Here is a 24,048-nt window from a genome sequence, read left to right on the forward strand (position 1 = left end):
GGGTTCGGCGCTAAACTGCCAGCCCCGAACGCCACGGCCAAAACGAGGCTCACGCATGCAGTATCGCGACTTGCGCGACTTTATCAGCGGTCTGGAACAGCGCGGCGAACTCAAGCGCATCCAGGTTCCGGTGTCCCCAGTGCTGGAAATGACCGAGGTCTGCGATCGCACCTTGCGTGCCAAAGGTCCGGCCCTGCTGTTTGAAAATCCCACCGGCTACGACATTCCGGTGCTGGGCAACCTGTTCGGCACCCCGGAGCGCGTGGCGCTGGGCATGGGGGCTGAGGCGGTCAGCGAACTGCGGGAAATCGGCAAGCTGCTGGCGTTCCTCAAGGAGCCCGAGCCGCCCAAGGGGCTCAAGGATGCCTGGTCCAAGCTGCCGATCTTTCGCAAGATCATTTCCATGGCGCCGAAAGTCGTCAAGGACGCGATCTGCCAGGAAGTGGTCATCGAAGGCGATGACGTCGACCTGGCGATGCTCCCGGTGCAGACCTGCTGGCCGGGCGATGTCGGTCCGCTGATCACCTGGGGCCTGACCGTCACCAAGGGGCCGAACAAGGACCGGCAGAACCTCGGTATCTATCGCCAGCAGGTGATCGGCCGCAACAAGGTGATCATGCGCTGGCTGAGCCACCGTGGCGGCGCGCTGGATTACCGCGAATGGTGCGAGAAGCATCCGGGCCAGCCGTTCCCGGTGTCCGTGGCCCTGGGCGCCGATCCGGCGACCATTCTCGGCGCCGTGACGCCGGTGCCGGACAGCCTCTCCGAATACGCCTTCGCCGGCCTGCTGCGGGGCAACCGCACCGAATTGGTGAAATGCCGCGGCAACGACCTGCAAGTGCCGGCCACTGCGGAAATCATCCTGGAAGGGGTGATCCATCCGGGCGAGATGGCCGATGAAGGCCCGTATGGCGACCACACTGGCTACTACAACGAAGTCGACAGTTTTCCGGTGTTTACCGTCGAGCGCATCACCCACCGGATCAAGCCGATCTACCACAGTACCTACACCGGTCGTCCGCCGGATGAGCCGGCGATTCTCGGCGTGGCGCTGAACGAAGTATTCGTGCCTATCCTGCAGAAACAGTTCCCGGAAATCACCGACTTCTACCTGCCGCCCGAAGGCTGCTCGTACCGCATGGCGGTGGTGACCATGAAGAAGCAGTACCCCGGCCACGCCAAGCGGGTAATGCTCGGTGTCTGGTCGTTTTTGCGACAGTTCATGTACACCAAGTTCGTTATCGTCACTGACGACGATATCAATGCGCGCGACTGGAACGACGTGATCTGGGCCATTACCACGCGCATGGACCCCAAGCGCGACACGGTGATGATCGATAACACGCCGATCGACTACCTCGACTTCGCCTCGCCGGTCTCCGGCCTGGGTTCGAAGATGGGGCTCGATGCCACGCATAAATGGCCCGGTGAAACCACCCGCGAGTGGGGCCGGGTGATCGTCAAGGATGAGGCAGTGACCCGCCGGATCGATGCCATCTGGAATCAGTTAGGAATAGATTGATGCGTGTAACCTTGCAGCCCTCCGGAGCGGTGCTTGAGACGCTGCCCGGCGAGCGGATTCTCGATGCGGCGCGGCGCCTGGGCTATGAATGCCCGCAAAGCTGTCGCAATGGCAACTGTCATGTGTGCTGCGCCCTGCTGGTGGAGGGCCGCGTCCTGCAGGCCGGCGATGTGCGCGATCATGGCGAGTTCTACACTTGCATTGCAGAGCCGCTGCAAGACTGCATCGTGCTGTGGGATGGCGTCCTTGCGCTGGGAGAACTGCCGGTGCGCAGTCTGTCGTGTCAGGTCACCGAGTGTCTGGAAGTCGGCGGCGATGTCTGGCGGGTCCGCCTGCGGGCGCCCGCCGGCAAGCCACCGCGTTATCACGCTGGCCAGTACTTGATGCTCGAGCGGGAGAATGGCGAGAAGTCGGCGTTCTCCCTGGCCTCGGCGCCACACGCCGGGCGCGACCTGGAGCTGCACGTACTGGTGCGCGAAAGCAGTGCACAAAGCCTGATTGAACAGTTGCAGCGCAACGGCAACGTGCGCGTCGAGCTGCCGTTTGGCGATACCCACCTGGCCGAGCTGCCGGACGGGCCGCTGGTGCTGATCGCCGCCGGCACCGGCATGGCGCAGATGCACAGCCTGATCGAGCATTGCCGGGCCAAGGGCTTCAAATACCCGGTGCACCTGTACTGGGGCGTGCGCCGACCGGACGACTTCTACCAGATCGAACACTGGGACGAATGGAAGAAGCTGCCCAACCTGTTCCTGCACAAGGTGGTCAGCGACCTCTGTGGCTGGGAAGGGCGCTGCGGCATGCTGCACGAGGCGGTGAGCGAGGATATAGCCGACCTGTCGGCGGTGCATGTCTACGCCAGCGGTTCGCCGGCGATGATCTACGCGACCCTCGACGCGCTGGTCGAAGCGGGCATGGATGCGCACCAGATGCGCGCGGATGTATTTGCCTACGCTCCTCGGTCCTGAGTTCTCGGGGCTGTCCCTCGTTATAACTTCCTATATAGCCCATCGGTATTTATTTAATTAGATAAATACCGGTAGGTTATATGTCACGCATTATTGAAAGTTAAAACTCTTCGATGGCACTTAACTTGCCTTGAAACATATGTGTCTTGGAGTTACAGCCGTGCGTTCTATTAAGTAATTCTTTATACGCGGGGAGCCGAACGCTATTCGCCATGACAGCCATTGAATCCAGTTTTTTGAATCTGGCTTACCCTCCGCGGCTCGACCTGGGGCCGCAGCTCACCCACGAACAGCTTCTCAGCTCGATGCAGTCCACCATGGCGCGCCACAAGGGCGGGCCGGTCTGGCTGTTTGCCTATGGTTCGCTGATCTGGCGCCCTGAATGTTCGGCGGTCGAGCGCATGCGCGGGCGGGTGCATGGCTACCATCGCGGTCTGTACCTGTGGTCCCACGAGCACCGTGGCACGCCGGAGAAGCCGGGGCTGGTCTTTGGCCTGGATCGTGGCGGTTCCTGCAGTGGCTTCGCCTACCGCCTGCCGCAAGAGCAGCTGGAAACCTCGCTGTATGCGCTGTGGCAGCGCGAGATGCCATACCCGTCCTATCGCCCGCACTGGCTCAACTGCCGCCTCGAAGACGGTAGCCGGGTTCAGGCCCTGGGGTTCGTTCTGGAGCGACACCTGCCCAGCTATGCCGGCAACCTGCCGGACCATGTGCTGAGCCAGGTATTTGAAAACGCCTGCGGGCGCTACGGCACTACTCGCGATTATGTCGAGCAGACCGTGCACGCCCTGCGTAGCCACGCCATGCCAGACCGTAATCTGGAGGCGCGGCTCAAGCGCTGTAAGTCAGCCACCCATTAGGCAATGGCTTCGCGACTCTGGCTGGCGACCTGTTTGTGCCACAGGGTCGGGGCCAGGAAGGCCATCGACAGCAGGCAGGCGCCTACCAGCAGGACAAAGCCGCCGTCCCAGCCAAAGTGGTCCACGGTGTAGCCCATCGCCGCGCTGGCCGCGACCGAGCCACCCAGGTAGCCGAACAGACCGGTGAAGCCCGCGGCGGTGCCGGCGGCTTTCTTCGGCGCCAGTTCCAGGGCCTGCAGGCCGATCAGCATCACCGGGCCATAGATCAGGAAGCCGATGGAGAACAGCGCGATCATGTCGATGGTCGGGTTGCCGGCCGGGTTCAGCCAGTACACCAGGGTCGCCACGGTCACCAGGGCCATGAACACCATGCCGGTCAGGCCGCGGTTGCCACGGAAGATCTTGTCCGACATCCAGCCGCACAGCAGCGTGCCCGGGATCCCCGCCCACTCGTAGAAGAAGTACGCCCACGAGGTTTTATCCACGGTGAAGTGCTTGGCTTCCTTGAGGTAGGTCGGCGCCCAGTCGAGTACGCCGTAGCGCAGCAGGTAGACGAAGACGTTGGCCATGGCGATGTACCAGAGCATTTTGTTGCGCAGCACGTATTTGACGAAGATTTCCTTGGCGCTGAATTCTTCTTCGTGGCTGGCGTCGTAGCCTTCCGGGTAGTCGTTCTTGTACTTCTCGATTGGCGGCAGGCCGACCGATTGCGGGGTGTCGCGCATGGTGACGAAGGCGAACAGCGCCACCATCAGGGCCACGGCGGCCGGGACGTAGAACGCCGCGTGCCAGTCGTTGAACCAGCCCATGCCGAGCAGGAACAGCGGGCCGATCAGGCCGCCGCCGACGTTGTGCGCCACGTTCCATACCGAAACCACGCCGCCGCGTTCCTTCTGCGACCACCAGTGCACCATGGTCCGTCCGCTTGGCGGCCAGCCCATGCCCTGGGCCCAGCCGTTGATGAACAGCAGGATGAACATCATGGTCACGCTGGACGTGGCCCAGGGCGCGAAACCGAAAATGAACATCACCCCGGCCGACACCAACAGGCCGAAGGGCAGGAAGTAGCGCGGGTTGGAGCGGTCGGACACCAGGCCCATGAGGAACTTGGACAGGCCGTAGGCGATGGCGATTGCCGACATGGCCAGGCCCAGCTGACCGCGGGTGTAACCCTCTTCGATCAGGTACGGCATGGCCAGGGAGAAGTTCTTGCGCAGCAGGTAGTAGCCGGCGTAGCCGATGAAGATCCCGGCGAAGATCTGCCAGCGCAGGCGGCGGTAGGTACTGTCTATTTTTTCGTCAGGCAGGGGCGCCTGATGTGCGGCAGGTCGAAAGAAAGCAAACATTCAAGAGCTCCAAATTTCTTGTTTTGACTGCGGATGCGAATGTTACAGTTTCGTTACCGAAAATAGCACTGCATCTTATCTAGGAGCACGCAACGCAGGAGCATTTGCATGTTCTTTTACGAACATGTCGCTTAAAGATAAGTGGAGGACGTACCTGATGCTTCTGTGTAGGAGCGAGCTTGCTCGCGATGGCGATCCGACAGTCAGCAATGAAGTCGACTGTCACACCGCTATCGCGAGCAAGCTCGCTCCTACATAAAGAAAAGGGGGAGGTTCAGCGAACCTGGACCACCACCTTGCCCACCGCCTTGCGCTGGCCAAGATCGTTGATGGCGCTGGCGGCGTTGCTCAGTGGGTAGACCTGCGAGACCAGCGGTTTCAACTTGCCTTCGGCGAACCAACTGAACAGCTGCTGGAAGTTCGCCGCGTTGTCCTGGGGCTGGCGCTGGGCGAACGAACCCCAGAACACACCGATCACCGCGGCGCCCTTGAGCAGCGCCAGGTTGACCGGCAGTTCGGGAATGCGTCCGCTGGCGAAACCCACCACCAGCAGCCGGCCGTTCCAGGCGATGGCGCGGATGGCCTGGTCGAACAGGTCGCCGCCGACCGGGTCGTAGATCACATCGGCGCCCTGGCCGTCGGTCAGGCGCTTGATCTCGTCCTTCAGGCTGGTTTCGCTGTAGTTGATCAATTCGTCGGCGCCGGCGGCCTTGGCCACCGCGAGTTTCTCGGCGCTGCTGGCGGCGGCGATGACCCGGGCGCCCATGGCTTTGCCGATTTCCACCGCCGCCAGGCCGACACCGCCGGAAGCGCCGAGCACCAGCAAGGTTTCACCCGGCTGCAGGTTGCCGCGTTGCTTGAGGGCATGCATCGAGGTGCCGTAGGTCATGCTGAAGGCGGCGGCGGTGTTGAAGTCCATCGACGCTGGAATCGGCAGCACGTTGTAGCCCGGTACCGCCACTTCCTCGGCAAAGCTGCCCCAGCCGGTCAGTGCCATGACCCGGTCGCCGACCTTGAGGTGGCTGACCTTCTCGCCGACCGCGCCCACCACCCCCGCGGCCTCGCCACCGGGCGAGAACGGAAAGGGCGGCTTGAACTGGTATTTGCCCTCGATGATCAGCGTGTCCGGGAAGTTCACCCCGGCCGCGTGCACCTGCAGCAGGATCTCGTTCTTCTTCGGCACAGGACTCGCGACGTCTTCCAGCACCAGCGTTTCGGCGGGGCCGAAGGCTTTGCACAGCACGGCTTTCATCAGGGCTATTCCTTTGGGAGTGATGGCCGATAAGTGTAGGTGGGTGAATAACGCGGTCAACGAGCATGCCCCGGCCTGATAGCCAGCCATAAGCTTTGTGCTTGGGCACGGGCGCAGGGGCCTTTATGCTAGACCGCCTACCGGATAAGGAGCGAACTGTGAAAGCGTGGATCATGTTGATGCTGGCCCTGTCTCTGCCAATGGCAGCCATGGCCGAGGAAGCCAAAGAGGGCGAAGCACCGAAAGTCAGTTACATCAGCCTGAACCCGCCGTTCGTGGGCAACTACGGTCTGGATGGTGGCCCGAAGCTCAAGGTCTACAAGGCCGACGTCGCCCTGCGGGTGACCGGCGATGCCGCCGCCCAGGCGGTGAAGGCCAACGAACCGTTGATCCGTAACCAGCTGGTGGCGCTGTTCGCCCAGCAGACCACGGAAACCATGAACAACGTCGAAGCCAAGGAAAAACTGCGCCAGGAAGCCCTGAAGCAGACCCAGCAGGTGATGAACGACGAAACCGGCAAGCCGGTGGTGGAAGACCTGCTGTTCAACAACCTGATCATCCAGTAATGCTGGATCTGTAGGGGCGAGCTGGCTCGCGATAGCGATATTGCAAGCTCCGCCGCATTTCAGCCGGGCGGCTGATCGCGAGCAAGCTCGCTCCTACAAGTTGGCACCCTGAGGCAACCTCAGGACGCCAGGCTCTTGCGGAACCGCGCCAAGGCGATGCCGAAGAACAGCAGGCCGATCACCGCCAGGGCCAGCAGGTCTGGCCAGACCACCTCGATGCCGGCGCCGCGAAACAGAATTGCGGCGCTGAGGCTGACGAAGTGGGTCGACGGCGAGCCCTGCATCACCCATTGCAGCCACTGGGGCATGCTGTCCAGCGGGGTGCTGCCGCCCGACAGCAGCAACATCGGGATGATCACCGGAATCGCCAGCAGGCCGAATTGCGGGGTCGAACGCGCCAGCGTGGCGAGAAAGATCCCCAGCGCGGTGCTGGCGAACAGGTAAAGCCCGGTCACCGCGAGGAACAGCGCCAGCGAGCCGGCCAGCGGCACGCCCAGCACGCCCTTGACGATCACCTCCAGCGACATCCAGGTGCAGAGCACCACCACCAGCATGTTGCTCCAGATCTTCGCCAGCATGATCTCCAGGGCAGTCAGCGGCAGCACCAGCAGATGGTCGAGGGTGCCGTGCTCGCGTTCGCGCAGCAGCGCGGTGCCGGTCAGGACAATGGCCAGGATGGTGATGTTGTTGACGATCTGGATCACCGCGAGAAACCAGCCGCCCTGCAGATTGGTGTTGAACAGCGCGCGACTGGTCAGCAGTGCGGGCATCCGGCTCGCCGGGTCGGCCTGGCTGTAGTTGAGCAGTTCGCGCTGGAAAATCCGCCCGATATAACCGGCGCCCATGAAGGCCTGGCTCATGGCCGTGGCGTCGACATTCACTTGCACGCTGGGTTGGCGCCCGGCCAGCAGATCGCTCTGGAAGTTGGCCGGCACATTGATGACGAAGGTGAACTGGCCGTTGTCCAGGACCTGGTCCAACTGGTCGTAGGGCAACTGCACCGGGCTCTGGAATTCCGGTGGTTGCAGGGCCTCGGCCAGCTGGCGCGAGAGCTGGCTGTGGTCTTCGTCCACCAGCGCCACGCTGGCGTTGTGCACGCCGATCACCGAACCGGCCGCCGGCATGTAGATGGCCACGGTGAAGGCGTACAGCAGAAACAGCAGCAACACGCTGTCGTGTCGCAGGCTGGTGAGCTCCTTGAGGCCCAGGCGCAGGATGTGGCTGAACCGGTGCATCAGGCCTCCTGTTTTTTCAGCATCGCCAGGCTCAGCCCGGTGAACCCGAGGAAGAACCCGAACAGCGCCAGGCACTGCGGCCACAGCTGGCGCAGGTCCAGGGCCTTGGTGAAGGTGCCGACGGCAATGTCGAGGAAGTAACCGGCGGGGAACAGCTGCCCCATCAGCGCCGCGGCGCCGTCCAGCGACGAGCGCGGCACGATCAGCCCGGAGAACTGGATGGTCGGCAGGCTGGTGATGATCATGGTGCCGAGGATCGCCGCGATCTGGGTGCGGGTGAACGCGGAAATCAGCAGGCCCAGGCTGGTGGTGGCCAGCACGTACAGCAGGCCGCCGAAGGCCAGGGTCAGGCCGCTGCCCTTGAAGGGCACGCCGAACAGCCAGCGATTCATCGCCACCAGCAGCGCCAGGTTGATCAGGCTCAGGCCCAGGTAGGGCGCCTGTTTGCCCAGGAGAAACTCCAGGCGCTTGAGTGGCGTGGCGTAGAAGTTGGTGATCGAGCCCAGCTCCTTCTCGCGCACGATGCCCAGCGCCGTGAGCATCGCCGGGATGAACGCCAGGATCAGCGCCATCACCCCGGGGCCGATGGCATTCACGCTGACCACGTCCTGGTTGTAGCGAAAGCGCGTTTCCAGCCGGGCCGCGGCTGCTCGCCCCAGGGCCGGGCTGCTGTGTTCGGCGAGCAATTCCATATTGGCCTGATGCACCGCCTCGACATAGTTGCGGCTGGTCTCGGCGCGAAACGGCATGCCGCCGTCGAGCCAGGCGGCCACCGCGGGCTGGCGCCCGGCGTACAGGTCGCGACCGAAACCGGGGGGAATCTCCAGGGCCAGCTTGATCTCCGAGCGTTGCAGGCGCCGATGCAGTTCGGCGGCATCGCGGATCGGCTGTTGCTCCTTGAAGTAGCGGGAGCTGCGGAAGGCTTCCAGGTAAGCGCGGCTTTGCGGGGTCTGGTCTTGGTCGTAGACGGCGAAGGCGAGGTTTTCCACGTCCAGGGAAATGCCGTAGTCAAAGATCACCATCATGAACAGCGCACCGAGCAAGGCGAAGCCCAGGCGCACCCGGTCGCGCAGCAGCTCCTTGCCTTCGCGAGTGGCCACGGCGATCAGGCGCGACAGGCGCAAGCGCCGACTGTCGCTGTGAATGGCGCTGCTGACCTTGGGCTGGGCAGCCGCCGGGGGAGGTGCTTGCGGCGCGCCCTGGGCGTCTTCCAGGCAGCGGACAAAAGCGGCTTCCAGGGTTTTGCCGGCGAATTGTTGCTGCAGGGCGGCCGGCGTATCGCAAGCCAGTACCTTGCCTGCGTGCATCAGCGAGATGCGGTCGCAGCGCTGGGCTTCGTTCATGAAGTGGGTGGACAGGAAGATCGTCACCCCCTGTTCCCGCGACAGTTCGATCAACAGCCGCCAGAAGTCGTCGCGGGCCGCCGGGTCCACACCCGAGGTCGGCTCGTCGAGGATCAGCACTTCCGGGCGGTGCAGCACCGCCACTGCCAGGGACAGGCGTTGACGCAAGCCCAGGGGCAGGGCGCCGGAGGGTTGGTCGGCGATCTCCTGGAGAGCGAAGCGGCGGATCAGCTCTTCGATCCGCGGGCCGCTCTCGGCCTTGGGCAGGTCGAACAGCCGGGCGTGCAGCACCAGGTTCTGGCGCACGCTGAGTTCGCCGTACAGCGAAAAGCTCTGGGACATGAAACCCACGCGCTTGCGGGTGGCCAGGTCCCTGGCGTCCACCGGATTGCCCAGCAGCCTGGCGCTGCCCTCGGTGGCCGGCATCAACCCGGTCAGGACCTTCATGGTGGTGGTCTTGCCGCAGCCGTTGGAGCCGAGAAAGCCGAAAATCTCGCCCCGGCCAATGGCGAAGCTGACCTTGTTCACGGCGGTGAAGTCGCCAAAACGCAGGGTCAGCTCATGGGCTTCGATAGCAATTTGCTGGTTGTCCGTGGTTCTTGGCGGGATCACCAGCGGCTGGTTGTCGTGCCCGCTGTCGCCTTGAAAGTGGGTGAAGGCATCGTCGAGCTTGCCACTGGGCGTGGCGATGGCCAGTTCCCGGCTCAAGCCCTGGGCAATCAGCCGGCCGCGGTCGAGCATCAGGCAGTGCTCGAACTGCTCGGCTTCCTCCATATAGGCGGTGGCCACCAGCAGCGTCAGTTGCGGGCGCTGGCGGCGAACCTCGTCCACCAGCTCCCAGAAGCGCCGGCGGGACAGCGGGTCGACGCCAGTGGTGGGTTCGTCGAGGATCAGCAGGTCCGGCTCATGGATCAATGCGCAGCACAGCCCGAGCTTCTGCTTCATCCCGCCGGACAGCTTGCCCGCGGGCCGTTCGGCGAAACGCAGCAGGTCGGTGGCCAGCAGCAGGTTGTGCATGCGCTGTTCGCATTCGGTCTTCGACAGGCCGAACAGGGTGGCGAAGAAGCGAATGTTTTCCTCGATCGACAGCTCGGGATACAGGTTGCCGCCCAGGCCCTGGGGCATGAAGGCGATCCGCGCGTACAGGCTGTTGCGATGGCGGCGTTGTTCGATGGAGCCGCCGAGCACCTGCAGTTGGCCCTGTTGAAGCTTCTTCACCCCGGCGATCAAGCCCAGCAGGCTCGACTTGCCGGCGCCATCCGGGCCGATCAATCCGCAGCGGGTGCCGCCGGGCAGGCTGAAGGCAAGGTCGACCAGAGCCTGCTGTGAGCCATAGCGATGATTGATGCCCGTGGCCTGCAGCGCCAGTTCGTTCATTGCAGGTTGGCCGGCCAGGCCACGGTCGCGGTGCGCACGTAACCGGCGCCGGGCATGCCCGGCTTGGCCTGCGGTACGGCGCTGGGTTGGGTCAGCCGCAGCTTGACGCGGAACACCAGTTTTTGGCGCTCATCGCGGGTTTCCACTTCCTTGGGGGTGAATTGGGACTTGGCCGCGACAAAGCTGATCTTCGCCGGCAGCGGTTGATCGGGCAGGGCGTCGAGCAGGATCCGCGCCTCGCTGCCGACGGCCAGGCGGCCGGTCACCGAGGCGGACAGGTAGAGGTTCATGTACTGGTCGCTCGGGTCGATCAGCAGCAACACCCGGCCGCCGGCGCCCAGCACCTCGCCCGGTTCAGCCAGACGCAGCTGGATGATGCCGTCGATGGGCGCGCGCAGGCTGCTGTCGTCGATCTCGCTGGTCAGCTGGGCGACCATGGCCTTGGCCGAGCCAATGGCGGCGCGCACCGCGGCGACCTGGGCCTGGGCTGCCTGGACGGCGGCGTTGCCGGTGTTCAGGCGCGCCTGCTGCTGGTCGATGATCTGCTGGCTGGCGTAACCACGGTTGAACAGTTCCCGGGAACGCTTGAGTTCCTGGTTGGCCAGCAGCAGTTCGCTCTGGCGCAGATGCACATTGGCTTCGGCCGCCGCGAGGTTTTCCCGGGTGCGCACCACGTCGGCCTCGGCCTGGGCGCGCTGGGCCTCCAGGGTGCGGGTGTCCATGCGGGCCAGCAATTGGCCCTTGGAGACTTTGTCGCCTTCGTCGACGAGCACTTCGGCCAGGCGTCCGGGCGTCTTGCTGGCGATCTGCACTTCAGTGGCTTCAAGCCGGCCGTTGCCCATGCTCAGGCCTTCGGGCAGGCGGTCCAGGGTGGACTTCCAGTAACCAAAGCCGCCCGCGATCAGCAGCAATGCCAGCAAGGCGAAGGCAAAAAGGCGGGAGGAGCGGTGATTCGTCGGCATTGGGGGGCATCCCTGCGGCTATAGCGTCCTAGTCTGGCGGCTCAAGCCGTTGGGCGACTTGATGTCCGTCAAATGAACGGGCAAGCCTAGTACGATGTGCGCGGGATGCCTGCCTGAGTATCGCTGGCGGCCTGTTCAGCGCAGCGCGAGTACCGCCGCCCACTGTTCGGCGGTCACTGGCATCACGGACAGCCGGCTGCCTTTCTGCACCAGAGGCAGTTCGGCGAGGGCGGTTTGCTGCTTCAGATAATCCAGGCGCAGCACCTTGGGGAAGGTTTCGACATGGGCGACATCGACGGCGCTCCAGGCATTTTTCTCGGCGCTGGCCTTGGGATCGAAATGCGGGTTTTCCGGTTCCAGGGCGGTCGGGTCGGGGTAGGCGGCCTCGATGATCCGGCCAATCCCGGCGATGCCCGATTCGGGACAGCTGGAGTGATAAAAGAAGAATTGGTCACCCACCGCCATGCTGCGCAGGAAGTTTCGTGCCTGGTAGTTGCGTACGCCGTCCCAGCGCGCCTGTTTCTTGAGCGCCAGGCCCTCGATCGAGAGTTCTTCCGGTTCGGATTTCATCAGCCAATAGGCCATTTTCTGTGCTCTCCAGAGGGACGTGGGCAAGTTGTCGGGCAATTTTATGACAAACCGACAGTCGGTTGACGTCAGCATTTGCGTGTCGGTTCACGTTATCGCAGAATGCCGGGATTTTAAGCTTGACGCTGCTGCACGGCCTGTTATGGAAACCGTCGCTGTCATCGTGTGGGATTTGCCTGAGGGGGGCAATCGATGCAACGCAAACCGGATTTACTATGGATTTTGGTTATTTTGTTCGGTTTGGGCGTAGTGACAACCGGTTATGCGCAGAGCCTGTGGGCCAACAAGACCGACGCACCGGTCGAGCTCGCGCAACAGCAGCAGCCTTACAAACGTTGATTCCTTCCAAGGCGCCGCTCTCTCCTGGTGGCGCCTATTTCGCGAAATACCATTTCTTGTCAGTCACCGTTCCTTGCAGCGGTACGTCCCAGCTCGCCTGATCCAGTTTCGCGACTTTCTGACATTCGTGGGCCAGCCCCAGTAGCGTCGGCTTGCGCCAGCTTTTGCGCCGCGCCAGATAGGCCAGGCTGCGATCATAGAAACCACCGCCCATTCCCAGGCGTCCACCCGCCTCATCGAAGCCGACCAGCGGCAACAGCACCAGGTCCAGGGCCCAGACCTTGCGTTGCCGGGCCAGGCTCACCCGTGGCTCGGGAATGCGGAAGCGGTTGGGGCGCAGTTTCTCCCCGGGGCGAACCCGCTGAAACACCATCTTGGTCCGTGGCCAGGCGCTGAGCACCGGCAGATAAGTCGCCTTGCCCCGGCGTTGTGCGGCAAGCAGCAGCGGGCGCGGGTCGATTTCACCGTCCATGGGCAGGTAAAGGGAGATGTGCCTGGCGCGGCGGAACAGCGGATGCTGCGCCAGTTGCCGATACAGCCCACGAGAGGCCTGGCGTTGTTCGCTGGCGGTGAGGGCGCGGCGGGCTTTGCGCAGGATGCGTCGAAGTTGCGGGCGGGAAAGCGGCGCCGGTTCGGTCATGGTCGCTCGGGTCCGGGTCGGGTACGGCAGGACAGCGTACCAAATAACCCCTGATCGAAAAAAACAGAGCCGAAAAAAACGGAACCGAAAAAGCGGAGCCCCAAAAAAACAATGCCAGCTATTTGCATAGCTGGCATTGGTCTGGAATTCAGGCTCCCCGGATGAACCGCTGTCGACTTAGCCCTTGAACCCGAAAGTTCAAGGCGGAAGATGCAGTAGGCGTTAAGGCTTTCCGTCTAGCGGACATGCACACCGGCCCAACGTGCAACTTCCAGGGTAGTGCGAATCGGCTCAGGGACATCGCCAACTGGCAAGCACCCCAGGGAGTGGTGGGGATTATACCGCAACCACCCTCAGGAATCAGCCTTGGTTGTATCGGTGTCGGTGGCGAGCACCAGATCCACGCGCTCGAGCAGGTCGCGCACCTGTTCGCGGGTCGAACCGCTGGCTTGCACGTCAGGGCGGTCCTGCTTGTGCAGCAGATCGTGGGTGATATTGAGGGCGGCCATCACCGCGATACGATCGGCGCCAATGACTTTGCCGCTGCTGCGGATCTCGCGCATCTTGCCATCCAGGTACCGGGCGGCGCTCACCAGATTGCTACGTTCTTCCTGGGGGCAGATGATCGAATACTCTTTGTCGAGGATCTGCACAGTAACGCTATTGCTTGAACTCATGAGTCTTGCTCCAGGGCCTTGAGGCGCGAAATCATCGATTCGACCTTACGCCGGGCGATTTCGTTTTTTTCAATGAGGTGCGCGCGTTCCTCGCGCCAAGTCTTTTCCTGAGCTAATAAGAGTGCGTTTTGACTCTTTAGTTGCTCGACCCGGCCAATTAGCAGTTCGAGTCTAGCCATCAGCGCTTGCAGATCGGTGTCTTCCATTGGATCCCACTGGATTTGTCTGATGAGTGGCAACTGCCTGGGCAAACGAGTTGACGGCCTCGATGGTCTTGGCGCGTCTGCCGATGCTAGGATACAAGGCCTCCATTCTAGACATTGCGCCGCTTGGCGCCTAGCTACCCATGCCCATTCAGAATTCCCCGTACAACGCCTTCGCCACCCTGCTCAGCAGCAGCGGTCACCCTGTCTCGCCCGCCGAATTGCATGGCCTGTTGCTGGGTCGCAGCTGCGCCGGCGCCGGCTTCGAAGTCGACGGCTGGCTGATCGACGCCGCCGAGCTGCTCGAAGGCGAGCCGCAGGACAATGTTCGCAACGCCTTGATCGGCCTGCAGGAAATGGTCAAGGGCGAGCTGACCAGCGACGACATGACCGTCGTCCTGCTGCTGCCCACCGACGACGCCCCGCTGGCCGAGCGCGCCGCGGCCCTGGGTCAGTGGTGCCAGGGTTTCCTCACCGGCTTCGGCCTGAACTCCCGCGACAGCAGTGCCCTGAGCACCGAGGCCACGGAAGTGCTGCAGGACCTGGCGGCGATCGCCCAGGTACAGGACGCGCTGGAAGAGTCCGACGACGGCGAAAGCGACTACATGGAAGTGATGGAATACCTGCGGGTCGCCCCGCTGCTGCTGTTCACCGAGACCAACAAGACGGTTGAACCGGCCGCCAAGCCTTCTCTGCACTGATCGCTCGATAGGGAAATCCGTCTGCCCATGATCCATATCCCGAAATCGGAATACACCCGCCGCCGCAAGGCGCTCATGGCGCAGATGGAACCCAACAGCATCGCGATCCTGCCGGCTGCCGCGGTGGCGATCCGCAACCGCGACGTCGAGCATGTCTACCGTCAGGACAGCGATTTCCAGTACCTCAGCGGTTTCCCCGAACCCCAGGCGGTGATCGTGCTGATGCCCGGTCGCGAGCATGGCGAGTACATCCTGTTCTGCCGCGAGCGTAATGCCGAGCGCGAACTCTGGGACGGCCTGCGGGCTGGCCAGGAGGGCGCGATCCGCGATTACGGCGCCGACGATGCCTTCCCCATTACCGATATCGACGACATCCTGCCGGGCCTGATCGAAGGCCGCGACCGGGTGTATTCGGCCATGGGCAGCAACCCCGAGTTCGATCGCCACCTGATGGAATGGATCAACGTGATCCGTTCCAAGGCGCACCTGGGCGCCCAGCCGCCGAACGAATTCGTTGCCCTGGATCATCTGCTGCACGACATGCGCCTGTATAAATCGGCGGCGGAAGTGAAGGTGATGCGCGAGGCTGCGCGGATTTCCGCCCAGGCCCATATCCGGGCCATGCAGGCCAGCCGCGCCGGCCTGTACGAGTTCAGCCTGGAAGCCGAGCTGGACTACGAGTTTCGCCGGGGCGGGGCGAAGATGCCGGCCTACGGCTCGATCGTCGCCGCCGGGCGCAACAGCTGCATCCTGCATTACCAGCAGAACGACGCGTTGCTCAAGGACGGCGATCTGGTGCTGATCGACGCCGGTTGCGAAATCGACTGCTATGCCAGCGACATCACCCGCACCTGGCCGGTGAGCGGCAAGTTTTCCGCCGAGCAGAAGGCGATCTACGAGCTGGTGCTGGCCGCCCAGGAAGCCGCCTTTGCCGAGATCGCGCCGAACAAGCACTGGAACCAGGCCCATGAAGCGACCGTCAGGGTGATCACCGCCGGGCTGGTCAAGCTGGGTCTGCTCGAAGGCGAGGTGGACGAGTTGATCGCCAGCGAAGCCTACAAGGCGTTTTACATGCACCGCGCCGGCCACTGGCTGGGCATGGATGTGCATGACGTCGGCGAGTACAAGGTCGGCGGCGAATGGCGGGTGCTGGAAGTCGGCATGGCCCTGACGGTCGAGCCGGGCATCTACATCGCGCCGGACAATCAGAACGTGGCGAAGAAATGGCGCGGCATTGGCGTGCGCATCGAGGATGACGTGGTGGTAACCAAGCAAGGCTGTGAAATTCTCACCGGTGGCGTGCCCAAGACCGTGGCCGAGATCGAGGCCCTGATGGCCGCCGCCCGGAGCCACGCAGCATGAACCGGGTCAATCTGGCGATCATCGGCGGTGGCCTGGTCGGTGCCAGCCTGGCCCTGGCCTTGCAGGCCGGCGCCAAGGAGCGTGGCTGGAAGATCGTGCTGATCGAGCCGTTCGCTCCGGGCGATACCTATCAGCCCAGCTACGATGCGCGTTCCTCAGCGCTGTCGTTCGGCGCGCGGCAGATCTATCAACGGCTGGGTGTGTGGCAGGAAATCTCCCGCCGCGCCGAGCCGATCAAACAGATCCATGTCTCCGACCGCGGGCGGTTTTCCACCGCGCGGCTGTCGGCCATGGAGGAGGGCGTTCCCGCCCTGGGTTATGTGGTGGAAAACGCCTGGCTCGGCCAATGCCTGTGGCAGGGGCTGGACAAGGACGTGGTGAGCTGGCGCTGCCCGGCCGAGGTCACGCGCATGGAGCCGCTGGAAGATGGCTACCGCCTGACTCTCAACGATGAAACCAGCCTGGATTGCGAACTGGCGGTACTGGCCGACGGCGGTCGCTCGGGGCTGCGCGAGCAACTGGGGATCGGGGTGAAAAAGCGCCCCTACAACCAGAGCGCGCTGATCGCCAATATCACCCCGAGCGAAGCCCATAACGGCATGGCCTTCGAGCGCTTCACCGACGACGGCCCGATGGCCCTGCTACCGCTGCCGGACAACCGCTGCGCACTGGTCTGGACCCGCCTGGGCATGGACGCGCAGCGTCTGGCCGCGCTGGACGAACGCAGCTTCCTCAGCGAATTGCAGGGGGTATTCGGTTATCGCCTGGGAACCCTGAAACAGGTCGGCGCGCGGCATCTTTACCCGCTGGCGCTGGTGGAGGCCGAGGAGCAGGTGCGTCCTCACCTGGTGGTGCTGGGCAACGCCGCCCATAGCCTGCACCCGATTGCCGGGCAGGGTTTCAACCTGTCGTTGCGCGACGCCCAGGCGCTGGCCGATGCCTTGCTGGTCAGCCCGACGTCGCCGGGCGACTTCAGTATCTTGCAGGCCTACCGCGAGCGGCAGCGCCTGGACCAGGACCTGACCGTGGGCTTCTCCGACCAGGTCACCCGGCTGTTCGGCAGCAAGCTGCCGCTGGTGTCCCTGGGACGCAATATCGGGCTGCTGGGCCTGGACCTGCTGCCACCGGCCAAACGCTGGTTCGCGCGGCAAGCCATGGGCCTGGGTACCCGTCCCGATGCGTGAGTGGTTGAGCCCGCGACCGGGCATGGAAATCCAGCACAGTGTCGGCAGCCAGGTAGCGCGGTTCGACAAAACCCTTTACGTGCGGCTCAAGCCGCAAGCGAGACAGGCTTAAAGCATGGAAATGCGTGCAGATCTGCTGATTGTCGGGGCCGGAATGGTCGGAAGCGCCCTGGCGCTGGCGTTGCAGGACAGCGGCCTGGAAGTGCTGCTGCTCGATGGCAGCCCGCTGAAGGTCAAGCCCTTCGACGACGAAGCACCGTTCGAGCCGCGGGTGAGCGCATTGTCGGTGGCCAGCCAGCGGATTCTCGAGCGCCTGGGTGTCTGGGAAGGGGTGACCCGGCGGCGCAGCAGCCCGTATGCCGAGATGCAGGTCTGGGATGGCAGCGGCACCGGGCAGATTCACTTCTCGGCCGCCAGCGTGCATGCCGAGGTGCTGGGCCACATCGTGGAAAATCGCGTGGTTCAGGACGCGCTGCTGGAGCGTCTGCACAACTGCGACATCGGCCTGCTGGCCAACGCCCGCCTGGAGCAGATGCGCCGTTCCGGCGACGACTGGCTGCTGACCCTGGCCGATGGCCGCAGCCTGCGCGCCCCGCTGGTAATCGCCGCCGACGGCGCCAATTCGGCGGTGCGGCGCCTGACCGGCTGCGCTACCCGCGAATGGGATTACCTGCACCACGCCATCGTCACCAGCGTGCGTTGCGCCGAGACGCACCAGAGGACCGCCTGGCAGCGTTTCACCGACAACGGCCCGCTGGCGTTCCTGCCGCTGGAGCGCGACGGGCTGCACGATTGGTGTTCGATCGTCTGGTCGACCACGCCCAGCGAGGCCGAACGCCTGATGGCGCTGGACGACAGCGACTTCTGCCGTGAGCTGGAGCGCGCCTTCGAAGGTCGCCTGGGCGCGGTGTTGAGCGCCGATCCGCGGCTCTGCGTACCTTTGCGCCAGCGCCATGCCAAGCGTTACGTGGCGCAAGGCCTGGCCCTGATCGGCGACGCGGCCCATACCATCCATCCGCTGGCCGGGCAGGGGGTCAACCTGGGTTTCCTCGATGCCGCGGTGCTGGCCGAGGTGCTGCTGCAGGCGGCCAGCCGTGGCGAACGCCTGGCCGACACCAAGGTGCTCAGCCGTTACGAGCGGCGGCGCATGCCGCACAACCTGGCGTTGATGGCGGCGATGGAAGGCTTCGAACGGCTGTTCCAGGCCGATCCGCTGCCGCTGCGCTGGTTGCGTAATACCGGGCTGAAAATGGTCGACCAGATGCCCGAGGCCAAGGCGCTGTTCGTGCGCCAGGCGTTGGGCCTCAGCGGAGACCTGCCGGAACTGGCCAAGGCCTGACCGCTATCGCGAGTAGTCGAACCGCTCAACCGGCGGCTCCCGCAGGGGCCGCGCGGACATGTGTGGGCGCGCGTCTGCTCTTAACCCACGCTGGCGATGCCTCAGCAACATCTCGTAACGCCTCGGCCTTCGGTTCAGTTTGAGAAGCTAAATAGTAGTCCTTATCATTTAGTCCCCCTTTGATTTCGAGAGACCGCTCCCATGTTGGCACCGAAGCGTCTACTGACCGCCCTGGCCCTCACCCTCATTGGCGGCACTGTTCAGGCAGCCGACGAAGTGGTGGTCTACTCCTCGCGTATCGACGAGTTGATCAAGCCGGTCTTCGATCTCTACACCCAGAAAACCGGGGTCCAGGTGAAGTTCATCACCGACAAGGAAGCGCCGCTGATGCAGCGGATCAAGGCCGAGGGCGAGAACGCCACCGCCGACCTGCTGCTCACCGTCGATGCCGGCAACCTGTGGCAAGCCGAGCAGATGGGTATCCTGCAGCCGTTCACCTCCAAGGTGATCAAGGCCAACATCCCCCTGCAATACCGCGCCGCCTCGCACGCCTGGACCGGCCTGAGCCTGCGGGCGCGGACCATCGCCTACTCCACCGCGCGGGTGAAACCGTCCGAACTGACCACCTACGAAGCCCTGGCTGACAAGCAGTGGGAAGGCCGCCTGTGCCTGCGCACGGCGAAGAAGGTCTACAACCAGTCGCTGACTGCGACCCTGATCGAAACCCATGGCGCGGCGAAAACCGAAGAAATCGTCAAGGGCTGGGTCAACAACCTGTCCACCGACGTGTTCTCCGACGACGTCGCGGTGCTCGAGGCGATCAGTGCCGGCCAGTGCGACGTGGGCATCGTCAACACTTACTACTATGGCCGCCTGCACAAGCAGAAGCCGGATCTGCCGGTCAAGCTGTTCTGGCCGAACCAGGGCGACCGCGGCGTGCACGTCAACCTGTCGGGCATCGGCCTGACCAAGCACGCCCCGCACCCGGAAGCCGCCAAGGCCCTGGTGGAGTGGATGACCACCGAGGAAGCGCAGAAGATCTTCGCCGATGTGAATCAGGAATTCCCGGCCAACCCGAGCGTGCCGCCGTCCGCCGAAGTGGCCGCCTGGGGCAAGTTCGTGGCCGACACCCTGCCGGTGGAAGTCGCCGGCAAGCGCCAGGCCGAGGCTATTCGCCTGATGGACCGTGCTGGCTGGAACTGATCCGCTGGTTATACTGCGCCCCGCTTTTGCGGGGCGTTTTGTTTAACCGGTTCGTAATTGCCTTTTATTGATCCATCTCGTTCGAGAGTCTTTCGTGGCCCATCCCGCCCAACGTCGCTGGTACCCGCTGGTTTTTGCCGTCGCCGCCCTGGTGCTGCTGCCGCTGAGCGTGCTGCTGCTGTCGTGGCAGGTGATCGACCAGCAGATCTGGTCGCACCTGTGGGAGACCCAGATGCCGCGCCTGCTGGGCAACACCCTGACCCTGGTGCTGGGCGTCGGCGTCGGCGTGACGCTGCTGGGCGTGAGCCTGGCCTGGCTGACCAGCCTCTGCGAGTTTCCCGGAAGGCGCTGGCTGGACTGGGCGCTGATGCTGCCCTTTGCGATTCCGGCCTACGTGCTGGCCTTTGTCTTCGTCGGCCTGCTGGATTTTTCCGGCCCGGTGCAGACCCTGCTGCGCGAATGGTTCGGCACGGGCCTGCGCCTGCCGCGGGTACGCTCCACCGGCGGGGTGATCCTGGTTCTGGTGCTGGTGTTCTATCCCTATGTGTACCTGTTGGCGCGCACCGCGTTCCTGGCGCAGGGCAAAGGCCTGATGGAAGCCGCGCGGGTGCTTGGGCAGACGCCCTGGCAGGCGTTCTGGCGCGTGGCCCTGCCCATGGCGCGGCCGGCCATCGGTGCCGGTGTGGCCCTGGCGCTGATGGAAACCCTGGCGGACTTCGGCGCGGTGGCGGTGTTCAACTTCGACACCTTCACCACCGCCATCTACAAGACCTGGTATGGCTTCTTCAGCCTGTCCAGCGCCGCGCAGCTGGCCAGCCTGTTGCTGCTGGCGGTGATGCTGGTGCTGTACGGCGAGCGTCGCGCCCGCGGCGCCAGTCGCTCGGGTAACGAGCGGCCGCGAGGCAAGGCGCTGTATCACCTGCATGGCATCAAGGCCCTGGCGGCCACCAGCTGGTGCGCGCTGGTGTTCGCCTGCGCCTTTGTCATCCCAGTGCTGCAACTGCTGGTGTGGTTCTGGCAGCGTGGCCGTTTCGACCTCGACGAACGTTATGCCGGATTGATCCTGCACACCCTGTACCTGGGCGCCATGGCGGCCCTGATCACGGTCAGCGTGGCCCTGCTGCTGGCGTTCGCCCGACGGCTGGCGCCGACCCGGGCGATCCGTTCCGGCGTCAGCCTGGCCAACCTGGGGTACGCCTTGCCGGGCTCTGTGCTGGCGGTGTCGATCATGCTGGCCTTCAGTTATCTGGACCGCGAACTGGTGATCCCGCTGTCGGGCTGGCTGGGTGGGGCGGGCAAGCCGTTGCTGCTGGGCAGCCTGGCGGCGTTGCTGCTGGCCTATCTGGTGCGGTTTATCGCGGTGGCCTACGGGCCGCTGGAAAGCAGCCTGGCGCGGATCCGCCCGTCGTTGCCGGAGGCGGCGCGCAGCCTGGGGGTCAGCGGACCGCGACTGTTTTTCAAAGTGTATCTGCCGCTGTTGCTGCCCGGCACCCTGAGCGCGGCGCTGCTGGTGTTCGTCGATGTGCTCAAGGAAATGCCCGCCACCTTGCTGATGCGCCCGTTCGGCTGGGACACGCTGGCGGTGCGGATCTTCGAGATGACCAGCGAGGGCGAGTGGGCGCGTGCCGCGTTGCCGGCCCTGACCCTGGTCCTGGTGGGATTGCTGCCGGTGATCGGGCTGATCCGACGCTCCGCTCATCGAATCGGTTAGGTGCCAGTGTCACACCTTGCGGCTACAATGCGCGGCATTCGGTGCGGTCGATCTTTCTGATCGGGTCTTTTGAATTATCTGAGAGCCATCTATTTCAAGGCTTCCAGCTCATACAGCGACCGCCCGCACCTTCGCCACGCCCGGAAGGAGAAACCCATGGGACAGCGCACGCCTCTGTATGACCTTCATCTCGCCCTAGGCGCGAAGATGGTCGATTTTGGCGGTTGGGATATGCCTCTGCATTACGGCTCGCAGGTCGAGGAGCACCATCAGGTGCGACGCGATTGCGGGGTTTTCGATGTATCCCACATGACCGTGATCGATGTCGACGGCCCCCAGGCCAAGGCCTGGCTCCAGCACCTGCTGGCCAACGATGTCGAACGCCTGCAAAGCCCCGGCAGGGCCTTGTACAGCGCCATGCTCAACGAGCACGGCGGTATCGTCGACGACATGATCGTCTACCGCACCGAAGCCGGTTACCGGCTGGTGGTCAACGCCGCCACCCGTGACCAGGACATGGCCTGGATGCAGGCGCAGCTGGGCGCTTTCCAGGTGCAACTGCACGAACGCTCCGAGCTGGCGATGCTGGCGATCCAGGGGCCCCACGCCCGCCACAAGATCGCCGAGCTGGTGACCCAGTCGCGCGGCACGCTGATCCAGCAACTCAAGCCCTTCGAGGGCCAGGCCGATGGCGACTGGTTCATCGCGCGCACCGGTTACACCGGTGAGGATGGCCTGGAAATCGTCCTGCCGGCCGACCAGGCCCCGGCGTTCTTCAACGATCTGGTAGGCGCGGGTATCTCGCCGATCGGCCTCGGCGCCCGCGATACCTTGCGCCTGGAGGCCGGCATGAACCTGTACGGCCAGGACATTCACCAGGAGGTTTCACCGCTGGTGGCCAACATGGCCTGGAGCATCGCCTGGGAGCCGGCGTCGCGCAAGTTCATCGGGCGCACCGCGCTGGAGGCCGAGCGCGCGGGTGGGGTGAAGCACAAACTGGTCGGCCTGGTGCTGGAAGAACGCGGCGTGCTGCGTGCCCATCAGGTGGTTCGCATCGCCGATGTTGGCGAAGGAGAGATCACCAGTGGTAGTTTCTCTCCTACGCTTAGCAAATCGATCGCCCTGGCGCGGGTGCCCATGGCTACCGCCGACCGCGCAGAAGTGGAAATCCGTGGCAAGTGGTACCCGGTCCGGGTGGTAAAACCGACCTTCGTGCGTCATGGCAAAACCCTGATCTAACTTATTTCCGGCGGGATCTACCGCTGACATTTCTTCTTGAGGACACAGAACATGAGCGATATCCCTGCTGACCTGCGTTTTGCCGAAAGTCACGAATGGGCCCGTCTGGAAGCCGATGGCACCGTGACTGTGGGCATCAGCGACCACGCTCAGGAAGCCCTGGGCGACGTGGTGTTCGTCGAGCTGACCGAAGTCGGCAATGTCTTCGGCGCTGGCGACCAGGCCGGTGTGGTGGAATCGGTGAAGGCCGCTTCCGACATCTACGCGCCAGTGGCCGGCGAAGTGATCGCGGTCAATGACGACCTGAGCGGCAGCCCGGAGCTGCTCAACAGCGACCCGTACGGCGCCTGGATCTTCAAGCTCAAGCCGGCCAACGCTGCTGATCTTGAGAAGCTGCTCGACGCAGCCGGTTATAAGGCCGCTATCGGCGAATAATCCCTGCCAGACGCGAATCCGCTACAAGAGCGCCGTGTTGCCCTTATCGGGTACACGGCGTTTTTCGTTTGCAGGAGGCGACACCTGGGGGTTGGCCTAGCGGCGGAGCAATCTGGCCCGCAGCACGGCTTTGTTCACCCTGATGTGCAGCTCTGCCACTTCTTCTGCCGTCAAACTCGTCGCGGGCTCGCCGCTAACCCAGGTGCCCTGATTGGTGTAGGTGACGGTTTTGGTTTCTCCGTCGTTCACCCTCATGTTGTAAGGATTGGACAGGCTGCTGGGGATCAGCGAACCCGCCGCTTGGGCCGGACCGAACCAGAGTTGAAACTCGTTTTGGGGGGTCATGGTGGCTATGCCTATATTCATGCCACCTGAGCGGTTCACCCAGAGACTAAGTCCGGTGGAGTCCAATAATATATTGCTGGGGTGGGCCGGAAGTTCGTTATTTATTGAAACATCTCCTGGCGTTCCAGCATTTTTTGCCGGGCTGAATACACCATATTGATCCAGAGTGGTTATCTGGCCTGTGTTGATGGGTAGGTTCTTTCCGCCTGAAGTAAAGTTGACGTCTCCTTCCTGTAGCGGTGTGTTGGTGAAATTCGCCATGTAGGAATCATTGGTGATATTGAAGATGTTCTTGTATTGATAAGTCGGTTGGTTGGGGGCGGCGAATGGGGGTTTTGAAAGCCAGATGACAGTGAAGGAACTGTTTACTTTCTTGGCCAGGTAGAGGCTGTAGTTATTTACCTTTTGTGCAACAAGTTGCTCTTCTTCAATGTAGATAATTATGGTTTGCTTACTCATGGCTAATCTCACGCTCATCCTGTGGATGATTTAGGTACAGAGTCTCGACTCCACCTGGCCCGTTCGACGATGAGTTCGACGCCATCAATAAAAAACCCTGTAGATCTACGATATACAGGGTTTTTCTTGCATGAGCGCAACGTGCGAACGGAAGACTGCCAATGGCATCGCGCAGTGCTCTAAGTCCTTCGC

At 63.4% G+C, this 24,048-nt stretch carries 23 protein-coding genes and 1 other RNA gene; 13 read left to right on the plus strand and 11 right to left on the minus strand.

All coding sequences use genetic code 11. The annotated features are described in order from the left end of the window. The first annotated feature begins 55 nt into the window (after positions 1-55). The 3 genes from ubiD (at position 56) to BMY68_RS16270 (ending at position 3,350) form a co-directional block, all read left to right on the plus strand. Positions 56-1,522 (plus strand): 4-hydroxy-3-polyprenylbenzoate decarboxylase, encoded by a 1,467-nt coding sequence (ubiD, locus tag BMY68_RS16260; RefSeq protein WP_053263060.1) that lies wholly within the window; start codon positions 56-58, stop codon positions 1,520-1,522. Continuing rightward, positions 1,522-2,490, plus strand: coding sequence for a CDP-6-deoxy-delta-3,4-glucoseen reductase (locus BMY68_RS16265; protein WP_009046124.1), 969 nt, complete (start codon positions 1,522-1,524; stop codon positions 2,488-2,490). The genes ubiD and BMY68_RS16265 overlap by 1 nt, the downstream gene beginning before the upstream one ends. Before the next feature lie 212 nt (positions 2,491-2,702). Then, positions 2,703-3,350, plus strand: coding sequence for a gamma-glutamylcyclotransferase (locus BMY68_RS16270; RefSeq protein WP_007926730.1), 648 nt, complete (start codon positions 2,703-2,705; stop codon positions 3,348-3,350). Here the strand turns inward: BMY68_RS16270 and glpT are convergent. Together glpT and BMY68_RS16280 are read right to left on the minus strand one after the other, a co-directional pair. Continuing rightward, the gene (gene glpT / locus BMY68_RS16275; RefSeq protein WP_007926732.1) at positions 3,347-4,696 is read right to left on the minus strand and encodes a glycerol-3-phosphate transporter; all 1,350 of its coding nucleotides are present in this window, start codon (positions 4,694-4,696) and stop codon (positions 3,347-3,349) included. The genes BMY68_RS16270 and glpT overlap by 4 nt on opposite strands. Positions 4,697-4,970: 274 nt before the next feature. Beyond that, positions 4,971-5,948 (minus strand): NADPH:quinone oxidoreductase family protein, encoded by a 978-nt coding sequence (locus BMY68_RS16280; protein ID WP_085532900.1) that lies wholly within the window; start codon positions 5,946-5,948, stop codon positions 4,971-4,973. Positions 5,949-6,106: 158 nt separating this feature from the next. Between BMY68_RS16280 and BMY68_RS16285 the strand changes: the two genes are divergently transcribed. Beyond that, entirely contained in the window at positions 6,107-6,514 is a 408-nt protein-coding gene (locus BMY68_RS16285; protein ID WP_007926735.1) for a flagellar basal body-associated protein FliL, read from the plus strand. Between the two features lie 119 nt (positions 6,515-6,633). Here the strand turns inward: BMY68_RS16285 and BMY68_RS16290 are convergent, their stop codons facing one another. The 4 genes from BMY68_RS16290 to BMY68_RS16305 all read right to left on the minus strand — a co-directional run bounded on the left by BMY68_RS16290 (position 6,634) and on the right by BMY68_RS16305 (position 12,016). Beyond that, the gene (locus BMY68_RS16290) at positions 6,634-7,749 is read right to left on the minus strand and encodes an ABC transporter permease (protein WP_085532902.1); all 1,116 of its coding nucleotides are present in this window, start codon (positions 7,747-7,749) and stop codon (positions 6,634-6,636) included. Further along, positions 7,749-10,469: a ribosome-associated ATPase/putative transporter RbbA gene (rbbA, locus tag BMY68_RS16295; protein ID WP_085532904.1), complete on the minus strand. Its 2,721-nt coding sequence runs from the start codon at positions 10,467-10,469 to the stop codon at positions 7,749-7,751. Before rbbA ends, BMY68_RS16290 begins: the two co-directional genes overlap by 1 nt. Continuing rightward, the gene (locus BMY68_RS16300) at positions 10,466-11,431 is read right to left on the minus strand and encodes an HlyD family secretion protein (protein ID WP_085532906.1); all 966 of its coding nucleotides are present in this window, start codon (positions 11,429-11,431) and stop codon (positions 10,466-10,468) included. Before BMY68_RS16300 ends, rbbA begins: the two co-directional genes overlap by 4 nt. Positions 11,432-11,566: 135 nt before the next feature. Beyond that, positions 11,567-12,016, minus strand: coding sequence for an EVE domain-containing protein (locus tag BMY68_RS16305; protein WP_085532908.1), 450 nt, complete (start codon positions 12,014-12,016; stop codon positions 11,567-11,569). A 195-nt stretch (positions 12,017-12,211) separates the two neighbouring features. Between BMY68_RS16305 and BMY68_RS29910 the strand changes: the two genes are divergently transcribed. After that, on the plus strand, positions 12,212-12,358 hold the full coding sequence (locus BMY68_RS29910; RefSeq protein WP_007926740.1) for a hypothetical protein: 147 nt from the start codon (positions 12,212-12,214) through the stop codon (positions 12,356-12,358). 34 nt (positions 12,359-12,392) lie between these two features. On the opposite strand, the gene BMY68_RS16315 is transcribed toward BMY68_RS29910, so the two are convergent. The 4 genes from BMY68_RS16315 to BMY68_RS16330 form a co-directional block, all read right to left on the minus strand. Next, on the minus strand, positions 12,393-12,998 hold the full coding sequence (locus BMY68_RS16315) for a 5-formyltetrahydrofolate cyclo-ligase (RefSeq protein WP_009046117.1): 606 nt from the start codon (positions 12,996-12,998) through the stop codon (positions 12,393-12,395). 150 nt (positions 12,999-13,148) lie between these two features. Beyond that, a non-coding RNA gene (ssrS, locus tag BMY68_RS16320) (6S RNA) lies at positions 13,149-13,327 on the minus strand. 24 nt (positions 13,328-13,351) lie between these two features. Then, complete coding sequence (locus BMY68_RS16325; RefSeq protein ID WP_007926742.1) at positions 13,352-13,675, minus strand: cell division protein ZapA; 324 nt, start codon at positions 13,673-13,675, stop codon at positions 13,352-13,354. Next, complete coding sequence (locus BMY68_RS16330; RefSeq protein ID WP_007911197.1) at positions 13,672-13,881, minus strand: TIGR02449 family protein; 210 nt, start codon at positions 13,879-13,881, stop codon at positions 13,672-13,674. The genes BMY68_RS16325 and BMY68_RS16330 overlap by 4 nt, the downstream gene beginning before the upstream one ends. Positions 13,882-14,021: 140 nt before the next feature. On the opposite strand from BMY68_RS16330, the gene BMY68_RS16335 reads away from it, so the two are divergent. From BMY68_RS16335 to gcvH, 8 genes are all read left to right on the plus strand, one after another. Beyond that, positions 14,022-14,579 (plus strand): YecA/YgfB family protein, encoded by a 558-nt coding sequence (locus BMY68_RS16335; protein WP_007926743.1) that lies wholly within the window; start codon positions 14,022-14,024, stop codon positions 14,577-14,579. A gap of 27 nt (positions 14,580-14,606) precedes the next feature. After that, the gene (gene pepP / locus BMY68_RS16340) at positions 14,607-15,941 is read left to right on the plus strand and encodes a Xaa-Pro aminopeptidase (RefSeq protein WP_085532910.1); all 1,335 of its coding nucleotides are present in this window, start codon (positions 14,607-14,609) and stop codon (positions 15,939-15,941) included. Beyond that, the gene (gene ubiH / locus BMY68_RS16345; protein WP_062824289.1) at positions 15,938-17,125 is read left to right on the plus strand and encodes a 2-octaprenyl-6-methoxyphenyl hydroxylase; all 1,188 of its coding nucleotides are present in this window, start codon (positions 15,938-15,940) and stop codon (positions 17,123-17,125) included. The genes pepP and ubiH overlap by 4 nt, the downstream gene beginning before the upstream one ends. A 121-nt stretch (positions 17,126-17,246) precedes the next feature. Beyond that, positions 17,247-18,464 carry a 2-octaprenyl-3-methyl-6-methoxy-1,4-benzoquinol hydroxylase gene (locus BMY68_RS16350; RefSeq protein ID WP_175534851.1) on the plus strand — a complete coding sequence of 406 codons (1,218 nt, stop codon included), beginning with the start codon at positions 17,247-17,249 and terminating at the stop codon, positions 18,462-18,464. A gap of 201 nt (positions 18,465-18,665) precedes the next feature. Beyond that, positions 18,666-19,667 (plus strand): extracellular solute-binding protein, encoded by a 1,002-nt coding sequence (locus BMY68_RS16355; RefSeq protein WP_085532914.1) that lies wholly within the window; start codon positions 18,666-18,668, stop codon positions 19,665-19,667. Positions 19,668-19,761: 94 nt separating this feature from the next. Next, complete coding sequence (locus BMY68_RS16360; RefSeq protein WP_085532916.1) at positions 19,762-21,378, plus strand: ABC transporter permease; 1,617 nt, start codon at positions 19,762-19,764, stop codon at positions 21,376-21,378. A gap of 156 nt (positions 21,379-21,534) precedes the next feature. Next, a complete protein-coding gene (gene gcvT / locus BMY68_RS16365) occupies positions 21,535-22,617 on the plus strand; it encodes a glycine cleavage system aminomethyltransferase GcvT (RefSeq protein ID WP_085532918.1) in 1,083 nt (360 codons plus the stop codon). Positions 22,618-22,668: 51 nt separating this feature from the next. Continuing rightward, positions 22,669-23,052 carry a glycine cleavage system protein GcvH gene (gene gcvH / locus BMY68_RS16370; protein ID WP_025807096.1) on the plus strand — a complete coding sequence of 128 codons (384 nt, stop codon included), beginning with the start codon at positions 22,669-22,671 and terminating at the stop codon, positions 23,050-23,052. Between the two features lie 96 nt (positions 23,053-23,148). Here gcvH and BMY68_RS16375 read toward each other — a convergent pair whose 3' ends face one another. Beyond that, positions 23,149-23,856 (minus strand): hypothetical protein, encoded by a 708-nt coding sequence (locus BMY68_RS16375; RefSeq protein ID WP_085532920.1) that lies wholly within the window; start codon positions 23,854-23,856, stop codon positions 23,149-23,151. Positions 23,857-24,048: the final 192 nt, after the last annotated feature.

The sequence above is a fragment of the Pseudomonas sp. NFACC41-3 genome (genome assembly GCF_900109505.1).
GTDB lineage: Bacteria > Pseudomonadota > Gammaproteobacteria > Pseudomonadales > Pseudomonadaceae > Aquipseudomonas > Aquipseudomonas chlororaphis.

Excerpts from the sequence above, each read along its gene's own strand:
- ubiD (WP_053263060.1), top strand. The coding sequence starts at position 56 with ATGCAGTATCGCGACTTGCGCGACTTTATCAGCGGTCTGGAACAGCGC.
- BMY68_RS16265 (WP_009046124.1), top strand. The coding sequence starts at position 1,522 with ATGCGTGTAACCTTGCAGCCCTCCGGAGCGGTGCTTGAGACGCTGCCC.
- BMY68_RS16270 (WP_007926730.1), top strand. The coding sequence starts at position 2,703 with ATGACAGCCATTGAATCCAGTTTTTTGAATCTGGCTTACCCTCCGCGG.
- glpT (WP_007926732.1), bottom strand. The coding sequence starts at position 4,696 with ATGTTTGCTTTCTTTCGACCTGCCGCACATCAGGCGCCCCTGCCTGAC.
- BMY68_RS16280 (WP_085532900.1), bottom strand. The coding sequence starts at position 5,948 with ATGAAAGCCGTGCTGTGCAAAGCCTTCGGCCCCGCCGAAACGCTGGTG.
- BMY68_RS16290 (WP_085532902.1), bottom strand. The coding sequence starts at position 7,749 with ATGCACCGGTTCAGCCACATCCTGCGCCTGGGCCTCAAGGAGCTCACC.
- rbbA (WP_085532904.1), bottom strand. The coding sequence starts at position 10,469 with ATGAACGAACTGGCGCTGCAGGCCACGGGCATCAATCATCGCTATGGC.
- BMY68_RS16300 (WP_085532906.1), bottom strand. The coding sequence starts at position 11,431 with ATGCCGACGAATCACCGCTCCTCCCGCCTTTTTGCCTTCGCCTTGCTG.
- BMY68_RS16305 (WP_085532908.1), bottom strand. The coding sequence starts at position 12,016 with ATGGCCTATTGGCTGATGAAATCCGAACCGGAAGAACTCTCGATCGAG.
- BMY68_RS29910 (WP_007926740.1), top strand. The coding sequence starts at position 12,212 with ATGCAACGCAAACCGGATTTACTATGGATTTTGGTTATTTTGTTCGGT.
- BMY68_RS16315 (WP_009046117.1), bottom strand. The coding sequence starts at position 12,998 with ATGACCGAACCGGCGCCGCTTTCCCGCCCGCAACTTCGACGCATCCTG.
- BMY68_RS16325 (WP_007926742.1), bottom strand. The coding sequence starts at position 13,675 with ATGAGTTCAAGCAATAGCGTTACTGTGCAGATCCTCGACAAAGAGTAT.
- BMY68_RS16330 (WP_007911197.1), bottom strand. The coding sequence starts at position 13,881 with ATGGAAGACACCGATCTGCAAGCGCTGATGGCTAGACTCGAACTGCTA.
- BMY68_RS16335 (WP_007926743.1), top strand. The coding sequence starts at position 14,022 with ATGCCCATTCAGAATTCCCCGTACAACGCCTTCGCCACCCTGCTCAGC.
- pepP (WP_085532910.1), top strand. The coding sequence starts at position 14,607 with ATGATCCATATCCCGAAATCGGAATACACCCGCCGCCGCAAGGCGCTC.
- ubiH (WP_062824289.1), top strand. The coding sequence starts at position 15,938 with ATGAACCGGGTCAATCTGGCGATCATCGGCGGTGGCCTGGTCGGTGCC.
- BMY68_RS16350 (WP_175534851.1), top strand. The coding sequence starts at position 17,247 with ATGCGTGCAGATCTGCTGATTGTCGGGGCCGGAATGGTCGGAAGCGCC.
- BMY68_RS16355 (WP_085532914.1), top strand. The coding sequence starts at position 18,666 with ATGTTGGCACCGAAGCGTCTACTGACCGCCCTGGCCCTCACCCTCATT.
- gcvT (WP_085532918.1), top strand. The coding sequence starts at position 21,535 with ATGGGACAGCGCACGCCTCTGTATGACCTTCATCTCGCCCTAGGCGCG.
- gcvH (WP_025807096.1), top strand. The coding sequence starts at position 22,669 with ATGAGCGATATCCCTGCTGACCTGCGTTTTGCCGAAAGTCACGAATGG.
- BMY68_RS16375 (WP_085532920.1), bottom strand. The coding sequence starts at position 23,856 with ATGAGTAAGCAAACCATAATTATCTACATTGAAGAAGAGCAACTTGTT.